The 14,459-nt window shown below is 70.0% G+C and carries 16 protein-coding genes; 3 read left to right on the top strand and 13 right to left on the bottom strand.

Features of this window, described 5'->3' with window-relative positions; translation table 11 throughout:
• Window positions 1-68: 68 nt before the first annotated feature.
• Entirely contained in the window at window positions 69-1,013 is a 945-nt protein-coding gene (locus tag AQI95_RS09225) for a LysR substrate-binding domain-containing protein (RefSeq protein ID WP_425264871.1), read from the bottom strand.
• A 139-nt stretch (window positions 1,014-1,152) separates the two neighbouring features.
• Between AQI95_RS09225 and AQI95_RS09220 the strand changes: the two genes are divergently transcribed.
• Window positions 1,153-1,707 (top strand): peroxiredoxin, encoded by a 555-nt coding sequence (locus tag AQI95_RS09220; RefSeq protein ID WP_067120133.1) that lies wholly within the window; start codon window positions 1,153-1,155, stop codon window positions 1,705-1,707.
• A gap of 3 nt (window positions 1,708-1,710) precedes the next feature.
• A complete protein-coding gene (locus tag AQI95_RS09215; RefSeq protein ID WP_067120131.1) occupies window positions 1,711-2,244 on the top strand; it encodes an alkyl hydroperoxide reductase in 534 nt (177 codons plus the stop codon).
• Between the two features lie 24 nt (window positions 2,245-2,268).
• Here the strand turns inward: AQI95_RS09215 and AQI95_RS09210 are convergent, their stop codons facing one another.
• The 6 genes from AQI95_RS09210 to AQI95_RS09185 all read right to left on the bottom strand — a co-directional run bounded on the left by AQI95_RS09210 (window position 2,269) and on the right by AQI95_RS09185 (window position 9,471).
• The gene (locus tag AQI95_RS09210; RefSeq protein ID WP_067120129.1) at window positions 2,269-3,642 is read right to left on the bottom strand and encodes an AI-2E family transporter; all 1,374 of its coding nucleotides are present in this window, start codon (window positions 3,640-3,642) and stop codon (window positions 2,269-2,271) included.
• Window positions 3,643-3,781: 139 nt separating this feature from the next.
• The gene (locus tag AQI95_RS09205) at window positions 3,782-4,492 is read right to left on the bottom strand and encodes an aggregation-promoting factor C-terminal-like domain-containing protein (protein WP_208614109.1); all 711 of its coding nucleotides are present in this window, start codon (window positions 4,490-4,492) and stop codon (window positions 3,782-3,784) included.
• A gap of 428 nt (window positions 4,493-4,920) precedes the next feature.
• A complete protein-coding gene (locus tag AQI95_RS09200) occupies window positions 4,921-6,246 on the bottom strand; it encodes an RNA 5'-3' helicase PhoH2 (protein ID WP_067120126.1) in 1,326 nt (441 codons plus the stop codon).
• A 373-nt stretch (window positions 6,247-6,619) separates the two neighbouring features.
• Window positions 6,620-7,393, bottom strand: a complete 774-nt coding sequence (locus tag AQI95_RS09195; RefSeq protein WP_067120124.1) for an isoprenyl transferase — start codon at window positions 7,391-7,393, stop codon at window positions 6,620-6,622.
• Window positions 7,394-8,164: 771 nt separating this feature from the next.
• Window positions 8,165-8,959 (bottom strand): class I SAM-dependent methyltransferase, encoded by a 795-nt coding sequence (locus AQI95_RS09190; protein ID WP_067120122.1) that lies wholly within the window; start codon window positions 8,957-8,959, stop codon window positions 8,165-8,167.
• A gap of 26 nt (window positions 8,960-8,985) precedes the next feature.
• Window positions 8,986-9,471, bottom strand: a complete 486-nt coding sequence (locus AQI95_RS09185; protein ID WP_067120120.1) for a GNAT family N-acetyltransferase — start codon at window positions 9,469-9,471, stop codon at window positions 8,986-8,988.
• A 288-nt stretch (window positions 9,472-9,759) separates the two neighbouring features.
• Here AQI95_RS09185 and AQI95_RS09180 point away from each other — a divergent pair, with 288 nt between their 5' ends.
• Entirely contained in the window at window positions 9,760-10,188 is a 429-nt protein-coding gene (locus AQI95_RS09180; protein ID WP_067120118.1) for a DUF192 domain-containing protein, read from the top strand.
• Between the two features lie 26 nt (window positions 10,189-10,214).
• Here AQI95_RS09180 and AQI95_RS09175 read toward each other — a convergent pair whose 3' ends face one another.
• The 6 genes from AQI95_RS09175 to AQI95_RS09150 all read right to left on the bottom strand — a co-directional run bounded on the left by AQI95_RS09175 (window position 10,215) and on the right by AQI95_RS09150 (window position 14,389).
• Window positions 10,215-10,829 carry an OmpA family protein gene (locus tag AQI95_RS09175; RefSeq protein WP_425264868.1) on the bottom strand — a complete coding sequence of 205 codons (615 nt, stop codon included), beginning with the start codon at window positions 10,827-10,829 and terminating at the stop codon, window positions 10,215-10,217.
• Window positions 10,830-10,836: 7 nt separating this feature from the next.
• Complete coding sequence (locus AQI95_RS09170) at window positions 10,837-11,421, bottom strand: hypothetical protein (RefSeq protein WP_067120116.1); 585 nt, start codon at window positions 11,419-11,421, stop codon at window positions 10,837-10,839.
• A 31-nt stretch (window positions 11,422-11,452) separates the two neighbouring features.
• On the bottom strand, window positions 11,453-12,034 hold the full coding sequence (locus AQI95_RS09165) for a pilus assembly protein TadG-related protein (protein WP_107121591.1): 582 nt from the start codon (window positions 12,032-12,034) through the stop codon (window positions 11,453-11,455).
• Window positions 12,031-12,228 (bottom strand): Flp family type IVb pilin, encoded by a 198-nt coding sequence (locus AQI95_RS09160; RefSeq protein WP_067120114.1) that lies wholly within the window; start codon window positions 12,226-12,228, stop codon window positions 12,031-12,033. Before AQI95_RS09160 ends, AQI95_RS09165 begins: the two co-directional genes overlap by 4 nt.
• Window positions 12,229-12,353: 125 nt before the next feature.
• Window positions 12,354-13,106 (bottom strand): response regulator, encoded by a 753-nt coding sequence (locus AQI95_RS09155; protein WP_067120112.1) that lies wholly within the window; start codon window positions 13,104-13,106, stop codon window positions 12,354-12,356.
• A gap of 11 nt (window positions 13,107-13,117) precedes the next feature.
• Window positions 13,118-14,389, bottom strand: a complete 1,272-nt coding sequence (locus AQI95_RS09150; protein WP_244188692.1) for a sensor histidine kinase — start codon at window positions 14,387-14,389, stop codon at window positions 13,118-13,120.
• Window positions 14,390-14,459 lie beyond the last annotated feature (70 nt).

Below are 14,459 nucleotides of genomic sequence, written 5' to 3'. Positions count from 1 at the left end.
GAGTGGCTGCGGGGTGTACGCGGCGCGGACCAGCGGGGGGACTGGTCGCGCGGTTCCCCCGCAGCCCTTCAGGGCGTTTCCAGCACCCGTACCGGCAGCGCGCCCAGCGCCTCGCGCAACGCCGCGGCCAACTCCTCGTACTCCGCCGAGCGCGCCGCCCCCGCCCTCATCGCGAGAGCGACCCGGCGGCTCGGGGCGGGCTCGGCGAAGGAGCCGGTGAGGAGTTGGCTGCTGCGGGTCGTCTCCAGCTTCAGCGCGGTGCGCGGGAGCAGGGTGCAGCCGAGGCCGCCCGCGACCAGCTGGACCAGGGTGGACAGGCCCGCGGCGGTCGTGCTCACCGGCGCGTTTTCGCGGCCCGCCTCCCGGCAGATGTCCAGGGCCTGGTCGCGCAGGCAGTGCCCCTCGTCCAGGAGCAGCAGGTTCAGCTCCTTCAGGGCCTCGCGCGCGATGCCCTCACGGCCGCCGAGCCAGTGGTCGAGCGGGGTGACGAGCACGAAGTCCTCGTCGAACAGGGGCAGTTCGACGACCCCGGGCACACCGAGCGGGACCGCGAGCAACAGCAGGTCGAGGCGGCCCGAGTGCAGGCCGTCGAGCAGGCTGGCGGTCTGCTCCTCGTGCACCTGGAGGTCGAGGTCCGGGTAGCGCTCGTGCACGAGCCGCAGCACGGTGGGCAGCAGATACGGCGCGACCGTCGGGATCACCCCGAGGCGCAGGGCGCCCGTGAACGGCGCCCGGACCGCCTCGGCCTCCTCCAGCAGCGCGCCGACCGCGTCCAGCACCGCCTTCGCCCGCACCGCGAGCCGTTCGCCGGCGGGCGAGAGCAGCACCTTGCGCGTCGTACGCTCGAGAAGGGTCACCCCGAGGGTCTCCTCCAGCGCCGAGACCGCTCCCGACAGGGCGGGCTGGCTCATCCCGATGGCCGCCGCCGCGTCCCGGAAGTGCAGATGCTCGGCCACGGCGGCGAAGGCACGCAGCTGCGCGAGGCTCGGCTGCCTCCGCTTGCCGCTACTGATGGTCACTGATAGTCCCCTCCGATCAACATGACCGATTGTAGCTATTTCACTAATCAATGCAGCCTGTGCCAACATCACCACAGTCCAACCCATGGGAAAGATCCTCAAAAGGGGTCTTTCTTCGCTGCAAGGAGAGCGTGTGCTCACTGTCGGTGACAAGTTCCCCGAGTTCGAACTGACCGCCTGCGTCTCGCTGGAGAAGGGCAAGGAGTTCGAGCAGATCCACCACAAGTCCTACGAGGGCAAGTGGCTGGTCGTGTTCGCATGGCCGAAGGACTTCACCTTCGTCTGCCCGACCGAGATCGCCGCGTTCGGGAAGCTGAACGACGAGTTCGCCGACCGTGACGCCCAGATCCTCGGCTTCTCCGGTGACTCCGAGTTCGTCCACCACGCCTGGCGCAAGGACCACCCGGACCTGACCGACCTGCCGTTCCCGATGCTGGCCGACTCCAAGCACGAGCTGATGCGCGACCTCGGCATCGAGGGCGAGGACGGCTTCGCGCAGCGCGCCGTCTTCATCGTCGACCCGAACCGTGAGATCCAGTTCACCATGGTCACCGCCGGTTCCGTGGGCCGTAACCCCAAGGAGGTCCTGCGGGTCCTGGACGCCCTGCAGACCGACGAGCTGTGCCCGTGCAACTGGACCAAGGGCGAGAACACCCTGGACCCGGTCGCGCTGCTGGCCGGTGAGTGACCCATGTCGCTCGACTCCCTGAAGGCCCGCGTCCCGGACTACGCCAAGGACCTGAAGCTCAACCTGGGCTCGGTCATCGGCAACTCCGACCTGCCGGCGCAGGCGCTGTGGGGGACGGTGCTGGCGACCGCCATCGCCTCGCGTTCCCCGATCGTCCTGCGTGAGCTGGAGCCGGAGGCGAAGGCGAACCTGACGCCGGAGGCGTACACGGCCGCCAAGTCGGCCGCCGCCGTCATGGCGATGAACAACGTGTTCTACCGGACGCGCCACCTGCTGTCCGACCACGAGTACGGCACCCTGCGCGCGGGTCTGCGGATGAACGTCATCGGCAACCCGGGCGTGGAGAAGGTCGACTTCGAGCTGTGGTCGTTCGCGGTCTCCGCGATCAACGGCTGCGGCATGTGCCTGGACTCGCACGAGCAGGTGCTGCGCAAGGCCGGCGTCGAGCACGAGACCATCCAGGAGGCGTTCAAGATCGCCTCCGTGGTGCAGGCGGTCGGCGTCACCCTCGAGACCGAGGCCGTCCTGGCGGAGTAGCCGGTACCGCTTCGAGGACCCCGCTCACCCTTGGTGGGCGGGGTCCTCCGCGTTCTCCGCCACGGACGCGTCCACCGCCGGGGCGAGGGACTTCCGCTGCTGCAGTTCCTCCGAGTACTGCTTCAGATACGCGACCACCGTGTTCGTCACCGCCACCAGCGGTACGGCCACCACCGCGCCGCCGATACCGGCCACCATGCCGCCGGCCGCGACCGTGAGCACGACCGCCAGCGGGTGGACGCGGACGGCGCGGCCCAGGATGAACGGCTGCAGGACATGGCCCTCGATCTGCTGGACCGCGAGGACGACCACCAGCGTCATGACCGCCGTGAAGACGCCCTGGGTCACCAGCGCCACGATCACCGCGAGCGCGCCGGAGGCGACGGCGCCGACCAGCGGGATGAACGAGAACAGGAAGATGAACACGGCCAGCGGGACGGCCATCGGCACGTTCAGGAAGTAGATGCCTATGCCGATGAAGATCGCGTCGATCAGGGCGACCAGGACCGTGCCGCGCACATAGGCGGTCAGGGTGCGCCAGGCGCGCGGACCGGCGCCGGCCACACCCGGGCGGGCCGCGGCGGGCACCAGCTTCAGGAACCACTCCCAGATGCGCTTGCCGTCGTAGAGCAGGAACAGTGTCGAGAAGAACACCAGCAGGATGCTGGTGAGGGCCTCGACGATGACCTGAACGCCCTCCAGGCCCGCGGACGTTATCTGGTCGGCGTTGGCGCCGATCGCCTCGCGCAGGTTCTTGGCGATCTGGTTGATCTGCTTGTCGGTGACGTGGAAGGGGCTCTTCAGCAGCCAGTTGCGCAGATCGTCGATGCCGGACTGGATCTGGTTGGAGAGCGTGTCGATGTTCTCCATGACCTGCCAGGTCACGAACCAGCCCATCAGCCCTATGACGACGAAGCCGCTGATGGCGGTGAGCGCGGTGGCGATGCCGCGCGGCACCCCGCGCCGGGTGAGCCGGTCCACGGTCGGCTGGAGCAGCGCGGTGACGAGCAGGGCGATGACGAAGGCGAAGACCACCAGTTGGACCGAGCTGATGACCCGCATCAGGACCCAGACGGTGCCGGCGAGGACCAGCAGGCGCCAGCCGGCCTCGGCCGCGACCCGCACTCCCCAGGGCACGGCCTCGACGGGGTCGGGGCGGTGGCCGGCCGACGGCGCGGAGCCTCCGGTGGGCGGGGTGGCGGCGTCGACGGCCGCGGAGGCCGCGTCGGCGGGGGTGGGGTCGGTGTCGTCGGCGGGGGCCGGACCGGCCGGTCGGGGCGCGTCGGGGGACTGCGCGGTGTGCTCGCGCTCCACCTCCGCACGGCGCTGGTCCAGCCGCTCGCTCATCTCGGTGAGACCGGCACCGAGCCGGCCGAGCCACCCTGGCACTCGCGACATGATCCGTCCTCTTCCCCCGCGTCCCCGCGTGCTCGCCACCTCTCCTCCCCCTGGAGGTTTCGGGTACGACCGTACAGGGCGAAAGCCCCTCCCCTGAGGACGGGGAGGGGCTGCGCAAGGTTGAGAGCGGCGACCGGGCTCAGTAGTTGCCGTTCGCCTGCCAGAACGTCCAGGCGTCACAGGGACTGCCATAGCGCTCGTTCATGTAGTTCAGGCCCCACTTGATCTGCGTGGCCGGGTTGGTCCGCCAGTCGGCGCCCGCGGACGCCATCTTGCCGGCGGGCAGCGCCTGGACGAGGCCGTAGGCGCCGGAAGAGGCGTTGACCGCCTGGTAGTTCCAGGTGGACTCGTGGTCCACGATGTTGCTGAAGCACTGGAACTGGCCGGACGGCACGATCTGCCGCGCTATGGCCTGGACCTGCGCCACCGTGTACGAGGACTGAACGGGGAAGCTGGCATCGCTGCTGTCGCCGCTGCGGCTGGCCGCCGCCTTCGTCTCGGCGCGCTGCTTGGCTGCCTCCTTGGCCGCCTCGGCTGCCTTCTCGGCTGCCGCCTTCTTGGCGACGGCGGTGTCGGCGGCCGCCTTGCGGGCTGCCTCCTCGGCACCCTTCTTGGCGCTCGCGTCGGCGGCGATGGCCTGGGCGTCGGCCTGCTGCGTCAGGGACGCGGACTGGACCTGGGCCTGCTGACCCGCGGGTATGTCCGCGAGGAGCGTGGTGTCGGCTGCCGTCGCCTCGGCGTCGTTGTTGTTCTGCGCGACGCTGCCCGAGGCAACTCCGACGACGCTTCCGACGGCGGTGACCGCGGTGGCCGAGGCCACTGCGAATCCCCGGACCGAAATCCGGCTCACACGGTTTCCTTCCAGCATCGCCCGCTTCGGTGACCCTGGCGGACGCAATCGTGCCCCTGACACTGGCCTCCCAACTGCGGGGTCACGGGAGGCGCGGGCCCGGTGGGCAACTCCCCCTTCGGGAAGCGCCGCGTGGTGCTCGGGCGGCATACGACGAACTCTATGGAGTTGGTGGTGCTTCTGTGGTGCTGTACCGCTGGGGGTACAGGTGCGTCGTATGCGGGGCCTGACAGGACTGAGACTCTGCCGTAACCGGACGCCGGGTGGCAATTCTGTGTTGCGTGTGAAAGCTCACATCCCGTTTGCCCCTGGGGATTTCTGGAAAGCTCCACGCACGAAGGCGCCGCCCGGCTAGGCTCTTGGCCTTTGCCGAACGGCGCCAACTTCCGTGCGGTACGGGTCAGATGCGACCTTCCCGCTCGGACGGGTCAGATATGACCATCCTCCAGCATTTCGGTCACAAGCGCGGCGATCTGGGACCTCTCGGACCGGGTCAGCGTGACATGCGCGAAGAGCGGGTGCCCCTTCAGCTTCTCCACGACGGCGACCACGCCGTCGTAGCGACCGACCCGCAGATTGTCCCGCTGCGCCACGTCATGGGTGAGAACGACCCGCGAGTTGGCGCCGATCCGGGACAGGACGGTCAGCAGGACATTCCGCTCCAGGGACTGCGCCTCGTCCACGATCACGAACGCGTCGTGCAGCGAGCGGCCGCGGATGTGGGTGAGCGGGAGCACCTCCAGCATCCCGCGCGCGGTGACCTCCTCGATGACCTCGCGGGAGGTGACCGCCGACAGCGTGTCGAAGACGGCCTGCGCCCACGGGCTCATCTTCTCCGCCTCGGTGCCCGGCAGATAGCCCAACTCCTGCCCGCCGACCGCGTACAGCGGCCGGAAGACCATCACCTTCTGGTGCTGGCGGCGCTCCAGGACCGCCTCCAGACCGGCGCACAGCGCCAGCGCCGACTTGCCGGTGCCGGCCCGGCCGCCCATCGAGACGATCCCGACGTCCGGGTCGAGCAGCAGATCGAGCGCGATGCGCTGCTCGGCGCTGCGGCCCTTGATGCCGAACGCCTCACGGTCGCCGCGCACCAGACGGACATTGCCCTCGGCGGTCATCCGGCCGAGCGCCTTGCCGCGCTCCGACTGGATGGTCAGGCCGGTGTGCACGGGGAGGTCGCAGGCCTCCGGCACATACACATGGCCCTCTTCGAAGAGGACGTCCACCTGCTCCCCGGGGAGTGTCAGTTCGGACATGCCGGTCCAGCCGGAGTTCTCGGTGATGGCGAGTTCGGCGCGGTACTCCTCGGCGAGCAGCCCGACCGAGGACGCCTTGATCCGCAGCGGCAGATCCTTCGACACGACGGTGACGTCGTACCCCTCGGCCTGCAGATTGCGGGCCACCGCAAGGATGCGGGAGTCGTTGTCCCCCAGGCGGTAGCCGGTGGGCAGCACACTGGGGTCCGAGTGGTTGAGCTCGACACGGATCGTCCCGCCCAGCTCCCCGATCGGGATGGGGGCGTCGAGGCGACCGTTCTTCACCCGGTAGTCGTCCAGCAGGCGCAGGGCCTGGCGGGCGAAGTAGCCGAGTTCGGGATGGTGCCGCTTGGCCTCCAGCTCCGTGACCACCACGATCGGCAGCACGACCTCGTGCTCGTCGAAGCGGGTCAGGGCGTTCGGGTCGGCCAGCAGGACGCTGGTGTCGATGACATAAGTGCGCCGGTCTGACTTGTGGCGCTTTGTGCTGGTCACCACGGAAGGACGTACCCCCTCGGATGAGGTCGGGGAGCGACGGAGTGGAAGCCGGGCCGGGAGGGTGGGGGTGCCACGGCCGGTGTCCGGCCCCCGCGCACGGCGGGCCGACGACCGGCCCTCCGCGGCTGCTTCCGTGCAGTGACCGCACGATCGGGCTGGTGCAAAGGGCCTCCCGGGCGGACGGCCCCGTGCCGCCCGCTGAGATCCGACACCCGTGGTTCGGGCGTCGACCTGTTTGGCTTATGCCCTCGAACACCCGCAGCCATGCAAATGTGGCCACCGGCGTGCTGGTGAACTCCTTGTTACATCCACCCGAATCAGGGTATGCGCGACACCCCGCCGACCGGTCGGCCGACGGGGCGTTCGGGATGCCTCAGCCGCCGTAACGGCGGTGACGTGCGGCGTAGTCGCGCAGGGCGCGCAGGAAGTCGACCTTGCGGAAGGCGGGCCAGAAGACCTCGCAGAAGTAGTACTCCGCGTGCGCGGTCTGCCACAGCATGAATCCGGACAGCCGCTGTTCGCCACTGGTGCGGATGACGAGGTCCGGGTCGGGCTGGGCGCCGGTGTAGAGATGACGGCCGATCATGTCTGTGTCGACGGACTCGGCGAGGTCCTCCATCGTGACGCCCTTGTCCTGGGCGTCGAGCAGCATGGCGCGCACGGCGTCGGCGATCTCCTGCCGGCCGCCGTAGCCGATGGCCACGTTGACGAGTATGCCGTCGATGTGGGCGGTGGCCTCCTCGGCCTCCTTCAGGATGTGCTGCAGGCCACCCGGGAGCAGGTCCATCGCGCCGACGTGGTGCACACGCCAGCGGCCGTCGGCGGCGAGGGCGCGGACGGTGTTCTCGATGATGCCGAGCAGCGGGACGAGTTCCTCCTGCGGCCGCTCGAAGTTGTCCGTGGACAGCAGCCACAGGGTGACGACCTTGACATCGGTCTCGGAGCACCAGCCGAGGAATTCCTCGATCTTGTCCGCACCGGCCCGGTGGCCGTGGACGGTGGTGGAGCCCGACGCCTTCGCCCAGCGGCGGTTGCCGTCCATGATGACGCCGATGTGCTTGGGCACCTGATCGTGGTCCAGGTGGCCCTCCACCCGGCGTGCGTAGAGCCTGACGAGCAGGCTGCGCAGGTTGTCGCGCAGGTTCACGTGGCCCTCCCGGGGGTTGGCGTGGGGGTTCGATGCCTAAGGGTGCCCGAGCCGCTGAGCCTACCCCCGTCGGGGCCCTGCTTCTGGCTCGGGGTTTGGGATTTGGGTGGTAGCGGTGCCTCGGCCGCTACGGGCCGGTGCGGGCCGGTCACGCGGCTCCCCGCACTCCTTTGAGTGAGGACGCGAGCCCCTCGCCGAGAGGTTCCGGAGGCGGGGAGAAAAAACGGGCCGGTCCGTGGGGGGGAGACGGACCGGCCCGAGGGGGGGCTTCCACCATAACCCTTCGTAAGGGATGGTGGGTGCATCGGCGGGCCACAACTACTCTCCGAAGTCATCCGGCGACGCCCCGATGGGCGCGGAACGCTGGATTCAGGGGTGTCGCATGGCCGATTCACAGCGGAATCCCAGGGGGAACCGGTCGGATACAAAGTGATTCGGAGGGATCCAGACACTTTGGGCCGTCTTGGGGATGTGTCGACGAGTCGCCCTCGCGTCCCCCCGACGGGCTACCCGACCGGTGAATGGTGACTTGACGATTCCGCTACGCGGGCGCGGGCGGATCGCCGGGGGTCACAGCACCGCGCAGCCCCCTCCACTGCGCGATGCCGCCCGCGCAGCTTTGCTGACGCGAATACCCTTGGTCTGAACTTACGTGGCGGGTGGGACGGATGTGAACCGCAGCGGATAACAATGTGGGAACCCGAGGGAAACTTCGAGTGAACCACGGCTGTTTTCGGCCGTTTTCTCCGGCGTATCGGGTTACCGGGTTCGTCAGCGGGCCGGCTTGCGAACGTCGAAGAGATGCCGGGTGCTGTGCGCGACGAACGGGCCCTCCCGCTCGATCCGTTCGTGCAACGCGCGGAGTCGGGGCCGGTACTCCTCCACCGTGAAGCCCGGGACCATCCACACGACCTTGCGCAGGAAATGGACGACGGCGGCGATGTCGCGGAACTCCATCCGCAGCCGCTCCGCCCGCAGCCCGGCCACCTCAAGTCCCGCCGCCTCCGCGTCGGCCCGCTCACGCCCGGGGTCCCGGGCCGTGCGCACCTGCTCCGACTGCGGCCCGAGGAAGTACTCGACCAGCTCGAACACGCTGGCCGGCCCGACATGCTGGGCGAAGTAGGTGCCGCCGGGCCGCAGCACCCGGGCGATCTCACCCCAGTACGGGCGCACCGGATGCCGGCTGAGCACCAGGTCGAAGGCCTCGTCGGCGAACGGCAGCGGCGCGTCGTCCGGGGCTGCGACGACCATCACACCGCGCGGCCCGAGCAGGGCGGTGGCCTTCGCCACGTTCGGCGGCCAGCCCTCCGTCGCCGCGGCCGACGCCGGACGGGCCGGCTCGGCACGGCCCAGCGCGAAGTCCAGCACCTCGCCGCCGCCGGTCTGGATGTCCAGCACCGCCTCCGCCCGGGCCAGCCGCCTCCCCGCCGAGACGGCATACCCCCACGAGGGCCGCTCCTCGCTCGCCCGCCCCTCGAACCAGGAGAAGTCCCATCCCTCGGTCGGCACGGCGGCACCCTCGGCCACGAGGTCTTCGAAGGCACCGGAGGCAGGGTTCACGGACATGTCAGCCATGATCGCAGAACGCCGCGTCACCGGTGGCCTGCGCCGTCTCGCTCGGCGAGGACGAACAGCAAGTGCCCGTCGTCCTCGTGGGCAACGGTGTCGACGCGCTCGAAGCCGTGTCTCTCCAGCAGGCGGACGGAGGCGGTGTTCGTGTGGAAGGGCTCGGCGTACAAGGGCCGTATCCGCTCCAGCTCCAGATAGCGGCCGAGGGCGCGGGTGCCGATGCCGCGGCCCCAGTACGGCCGCCCCAGCCAGTACCCGACGAGACGCCGCCCGTCCTCGGTCCAGGAGCAGACGTTTCCGGCGACCGCGCCGTCCACGGTGACCGTCCGTACGAAGCAGTCGGGATCGGGCAGCACACGCACGCGCCAGTGCCGTAGGAAGGCGTCCCGCGGCCGAGGGGTGAATCGCGACCGCCGGACCGCCTCCGGGTCGTGCTCATAGGCGAGGAAGACTTCCAGATCGTCGTCCGTGACGGCCCGCAGACGCACTTCACCGTGTTCGTCGGTCATGCGAGGCAGTGTGGCAGCCGCCACTGACAACGCCTCCCCGCAGAGGGACGACGAGCCGGTGCGACCGCCCGCAGGCGCTCGGGCGGAAGCGAGGGCGGAAGGCGAGGGCGGAAGGCGAGGGCGGAAGGCGAGGGCGGAAGGCGAGGGCGGAAGGCGAGGGCGGAAGGCGAGGGCGGAACACGACACCGAGTCCAGTCATGGACGCCTTCCCAGTGGGGAGGAGGTGGGGTGGCAACCGGGTTTTCTCCACGGGTGGGTCGGTGGTGCCTCGGGGCTTCGGGAGGGGACATGGGAAGACGCTGGCGGGACGGGTCCGGAACGCTGACCGTGCCGAAGCAGGAGAGCGGGGAGGGCACAGCGGGCCCGGTGCCCCCGGTGGTCCTCCCCCTGGAGATCGCGGTCTCCTACCGGGCCCGGACGAAGGGGCTGCTGGGCCGGGACGCGGTCGACGGGGCGATGCTGCTGTCACCGGCGAGCAGCGTGCACACCTTCGGGATGCGGATCCCGATCGACGTCGCCTACCTGGACCGGCACCTGACCGTCCTCGCCGTCCGCACGATGCGGCCGGGCCGCCTGGGCCTGCCCCGGCTGCGGGCACGGCATGTGCTGGAGGCCGAGGCCGGGGCGATGGCGGGGTGGGGGCTGCGGGCGGGGGTGCGGGTCGGCGTCGACGCGGACGCGGACGCCGAGGGCGGTGTTCGCGTACGGGGTGGGTGAGGGGCGAGGGCCGTGCCGCAGGGTGCTCAGTCCTGGGTGCGGGGGAAGGAGACCTCGACGCGTCGGTTCTTGCGCCGGCCCTCCTCGGTGGAGTTGTCGGCGATGGGGTACTGCTCGCCGTAGCCGCGGACTTCGAAGGTGACGCCGGGGTCGTTCAGGTCCTGGTCCAGGACGGCTTGTACGGCGTTGGCGCGTTGCCTGGACAGGATGTCGCCGTGGGCGGCGGAGCCGAGGTCGTCGGTGAAGCCGAAGACGCGGATCTGGGTGGCGTTCTGCTTCTTGATCTCCTCGGCGATGGTCGCGATCCGGGCCTTCGCGTCGTCGCCGAGCTTGGCGCTGTCCTTGCTGAACAGGACTTCGGCCTGCAGTGCGAAGGTGACGTCCGCGTTGGTGTCCTCGCGCCGCTCGTCCCCGCTCTGGTCTTCGACGACCGACTTGATGTCCAGCACCTTGGGCGCGGCGAGGGTGGCGCCTTCCGGGAGCTTGAGATCGGGATCGGTGGGGTCGATCTTCACGGGCGCCGCGGCGGAGGGCTCGGTGACGGGGGGCTGACTCGGGTCCGTGTCGTCGGCTCGGGCCGGGGTGGCGGCGAGGAGGAGGGTGGCGGCGGTGAGGGTGAGCGCGAGACGGGTGGTGATCACTTCGGCCTCACCCGGAGATCTTGATGGTGGCCGAGGAGAACGTCGGCAGCTGGAACTCCACCGAGTCCGTGGTCGCCGGAGGCGCCGGGAACTGCATGAACACCGCCAGGGTGGCGCCGGCCTTGAGTGCGGAGAAGCCGGTGGTGGTCAGCGGGCGGCCCTCGGTGTCCCGCAGCACGTAGTACCGCTTCTTGCCCTGCGGATCGACCAGCGTGGCCCCGCCGAAAGACTTGCCGTTCTTGATGATCTCTGTTTCATTGCCGCTCAGCGCGGAGGGGATCACCGTGGTCTGAGCACCGTCGTTCTTCAAGGTGCCGTTGACCGTCACGAAGCCGCCCCCGTCACGTTGCGCCGAGGTGATCTGGAGCAGCAGGCCGTCCGACCCGTGCAACTCGGCCAGCGGCTGGTCCGACTGCCCCTCCTGGGCGCTCGGTTCGGAGCCGCTCGTACGGGAAGCGGTCGCCGAACTGTCCGGCTTCTTGTCGTCGCCGCCACCGCTGCCACCGCAACCGGCCGCACCGATGGCCAGCCCGGCCGCAACGGTCAATGCGACCGTCCCCCTGCGGGCCTTCGCAGTGAACCGCATGCTCATCGCTCCGCTTCCTTCGTCATTGATCGTTCGCTCATGAGTCGGCCAGGTGGACGTCGAAGAGGTCTTCGGGTTTCGGAAGTCCCGTTGTGTCGTCCGGGTTCAGCTTCCAGACCTTGTCCTTGCAGATGAGCGGGGGAAGGCCGTTGCCCTTGACAGTCTGGTCGGGGGCCTCGCAGAGGGGTTCGATCACGGCTGTCGCGTGCGCCGTCGCATGCACGTTCCCGGTGCCGGGCACGACGGAGTCACCCACGGGCTTGACCGTCCTGGCGTCGACCACGTAGCTCAGCGGCGGTCGGAACGCACAATGCGCCGTCGCGCCGTTCTGTTCCGCGAGTTGGCCGGCTCGCCAGCAGAAGTCGTCACCGCCGTCGCCCTCGAAGAGGGCTCGCCACTTGGTCGGGTCGCGTACGTCGTCCACCCACTTGCCCGCGAGCTGGTCACGGGTCTTCTGAGCCGCAGCCAGAGCTGCCGCGTCCGCCGCCGTCTGCGCGCTGCTCCGGTTCACCGCGGCCTGACCGACCGCGAGGTAGGCCAACGCGAGAAAGAGCAGGCCCGCCACCACCGTGATGTAGATGGGGAAGGCCTGCCCTGCGTCGCGGTACGGAGGAATCAGCCGCCGGTGACCTCGGTGATCTTGTTCGTGATCGCGTCGAAGATGGTCTGCCCGATGCTCGTTCCCGTGATCGCCAGGACGATCGCCACGACCACCGCGATGATGCCGAGGTACTCCACCGCGGTCTGACCCCTGTCGCTGCGGGCAACACGGGTCCGCAGGTATGCGACGGTGGTGTTGAACCAGTTGCTCATGGTGGTCCCCTCCGGGTTCGCCTCCGATCCGGGCAACGTATGCCGGAACACCGCGCCCGCCGGAGGGTCCCAGGGCCCAAGACCGGGCCCATTCGCCGCTCTTGGCACTTCCTCGCGCCCTCACCTCACGCCACCCCCAGCCACTTCGCGGCCGCCTGGGACCTGGTGGTGGTCTGGAGCTTGGCGAAGATGCGGTTGATGTGGTTCTTGACCGTCTTCTCGGAGATGAAGCAGGCGGCGGCGATCTGCTGGTTGGTCATGCCGGACGCGATGAGGTCCATGATCTCCGCCTCCCTCGCACTCAGCCGGAATCGTGAACGGAACGACTGTCCCATAGATGATTGCAGTTGCGAAAGCGCTTGGGGGGAGTTTTCCCCTAAAAAATACGGGACTTGAGGCTTCGCGTGTGCAGGTGCATTGGCCCTCAGCTCGGTCAGCAACGCCTTCGCCGCCCCCGGCGTCACATGCGGCCGGCCCTCCCGGACGTCCCGCACCGCCCTCACCAACTGCTCCGTCGTGAACTCGCCGTGCACCAGGTATCCCCCCGCCCCCAGCCGCAGCGCCTCCCGCACGGTCTCCGTCTCGTGGCTGTAGGTGAGCATCATGACCGGCGCCAGCCGCACCAGGTGCGGCAATGCCGAGATTCCATCGACGCCGGGCATACGGACGTCGAGGAGGATGACGTCCGGGCGGTGCCGCAGCGCCGCCTCGTACGCCTCGCGGCCGTCCGACGCCTCCGCCACCACCGTCGTGTCCTCGCGGGCGGAGAGCAGGACCGTGAGGCCTGCCCTGACCACGGGGTTGTCGTCGGCCACCAACAGCCGCAGCGGGGGCCGCGGCGGCGAGGGTGCCTCCGGCCAGGGGTGAGCGTGCTGCATGGTGCCTCCTCTCAGGTGTCTCGGGCTTCTCGGGTGTCCCGGGTCTGCCCGGCTGCCGGGGCGGATCGGGTCAGGGTGGACAGGCGGAGTTCCACGCGTACCTCCGTGCCCCGTTCGTGCCCGCCCCGGCCGATGCGAATGCGGGCGCCCGCCTGTGCCGCCCGTTCCACCATGCCGAGCAGTCCGAAGTGGCCGGACGCGCGGAGCCGGTCCAGTGTGGTGCCGGGCGGCAGGCCTTCGCCGTCGTCGTGGATGGACAGGCGCAGCAGATCGCCGTGGACCGCGACGCGTACGTCGACGTGGGTCGCGGACGCGTGCCGGTGGGCGTTCTCCAGCGCCTCCGCCGTGATGGACAGGAGATGGCGGGCCAAGGGGGCGGGCGGGGAGGGGGTGCCCGGGGGCGGGAGCGAGCACGTGGCCCCCAACGACGTTCGGGAGATGAAGTCCCTTACGTGGGCATGCAGTTCGGGCCACAGGGAAGGCTCCCGCGCCGCGGGCGGCGCGGCCTCGCCACGCAGGTCCCTCAGCAGTTCCCGGGATTCCGCCGCCGCCCTGCGCGCCGAGCGCGACACCAGGTCCGCCTGGGCCCTTATGCGGGCCGGGTCGGGGTCCTGTGCCGAGGCCGTGGCCGCCAGGCCGTCGGCCGCCAGCGCCACGCCGTACAGGGTCTTGGCCACCGAGTCGTGCATCTCGCGGGCCAGCCGGGCGCGTTCGGCGCTCACCGCCTCCGCCGCCGCGAGGCGCGCCTGGACCGCCGTCAGGGCCTGGGTCGCGGCGCCGAAGCGGAGCATCAGGTTGCGCAGGGTCGAGCCCATCGCGCCGGAGACGACGCACAGGCCGGGCAGAAGGAGGGCCTCGGCGACGGGGGCGTGCCGGTCGGCCTTCAGGGTGGCGTGGACCAGGAGCAGGATCAGTGCCTGGAGCGAGGCGAAGAAGGCCGCGCCCCGCCAGCTGTAGGCGAGGCCCGCGAGCAGCGGGGTGCAGACGCTGACGTAGGCGAGGGTGGTGTCCGGGCCGGCCGAGACGAGCAGGAGGGAGCCGACGAGGGTGTCGGCGGCCAGGAGGCTCGGGTGGCGCAGGAGCAGGGGGCCGAAGCGCTCCCAGTCCCGGAAGAGGACGTAGGACGCCATGAAGGTGACGACCACGGCGGCGCCGACCAGGCGGGCGCCCAGTCCGGGGGCCGCGTGGAGCAGGGCGGCCGGGGCGGCGAGCGCGATCATGGCCAGGCGGAAGCCGAACACTTGCCGGCACATCGCCTGCAACGCGCTGACCTGGATCTTCATGGAGGGTTCGGTGGTGGGTGCCGCCGCACCGGACGTCGTCGTCGTACGGCGTGCGAACCGGCCGAGGACG

It is taken from the genome of Streptomyces yokosukanensis (genome assembly GCF_001514035.1).
Classification (GTDB): domain Bacteria; phylum Actinomycetota; class Actinomycetes; order Streptomycetales; family Streptomycetaceae; genus Streptomyces; species Streptomyces yokosukanensis.
Note: the sequence above shows the minus strand (reverse complement) of the source record. Positions and strands in the feature narration are given on the sequence as shown.

Bases quoted from the DNA above. Each gene is read 5' to 3' on its own strand.
- AQI95_RS09180 (WP_067120118.1), top strand. From the start codon at position 9,760: ATGGGAAGACGCTGGCGGGACGGGTCCGGAACGCTGACCGTGCCGAAG.
- AQI95_RS09170 (WP_067120116.1), bottom strand. From the start codon at position 11,421: ATGAGCATGCGGTTCACTGCGAAGGCCCGCAGGGGGACGGTCGCATTG.
- AQI95_RS09190 (WP_067120122.1), bottom strand. From the start codon at position 8,959: ATGTCCGTGAACCCTGCCTCCGGTGCCTTCGAAGACCTCGTGGCCGAG.
- AQI95_RS09160 (WP_067120114.1), bottom strand. From the start codon at position 12,228: ATGAGCAACTGGTTCAACACCACCGTCGCATACCTGCGGACCCGTGTT.
- AQI95_RS09215 (WP_067120131.1), top strand. From the start codon at position 1,711: ATGTCGCTCGACTCCCTGAAGGCCCGCGTCCCGGACTACGCCAAGGAC.
- AQI95_RS09150 (WP_244188692.1), bottom strand. From the start codon at position 14,389: ATGAAGATCCAGGTCAGCGCGTTGCAGGCGATGTGCCGGCAAGTGTTC.
- AQI95_RS09155 (WP_067120112.1), bottom strand. From the start codon at position 13,106: ATGCAGCACGCTCACCCCTGGCCGGAGGCACCCTCGCCGCCGCGGCCC.
- AQI95_RS09210 (WP_067120129.1), bottom strand. From the start codon at position 3,642: ATGTCGCGAGTGCCAGGGTGGCTCGGCCGGCTCGGTGCCGGTCTCACC.
- AQI95_RS09185 (WP_067120120.1), bottom strand. From the start codon at position 9,471: ATGACCGACGAACACGGTGAAGTGCGTCTGCGGGCCGTCACGGACGAC.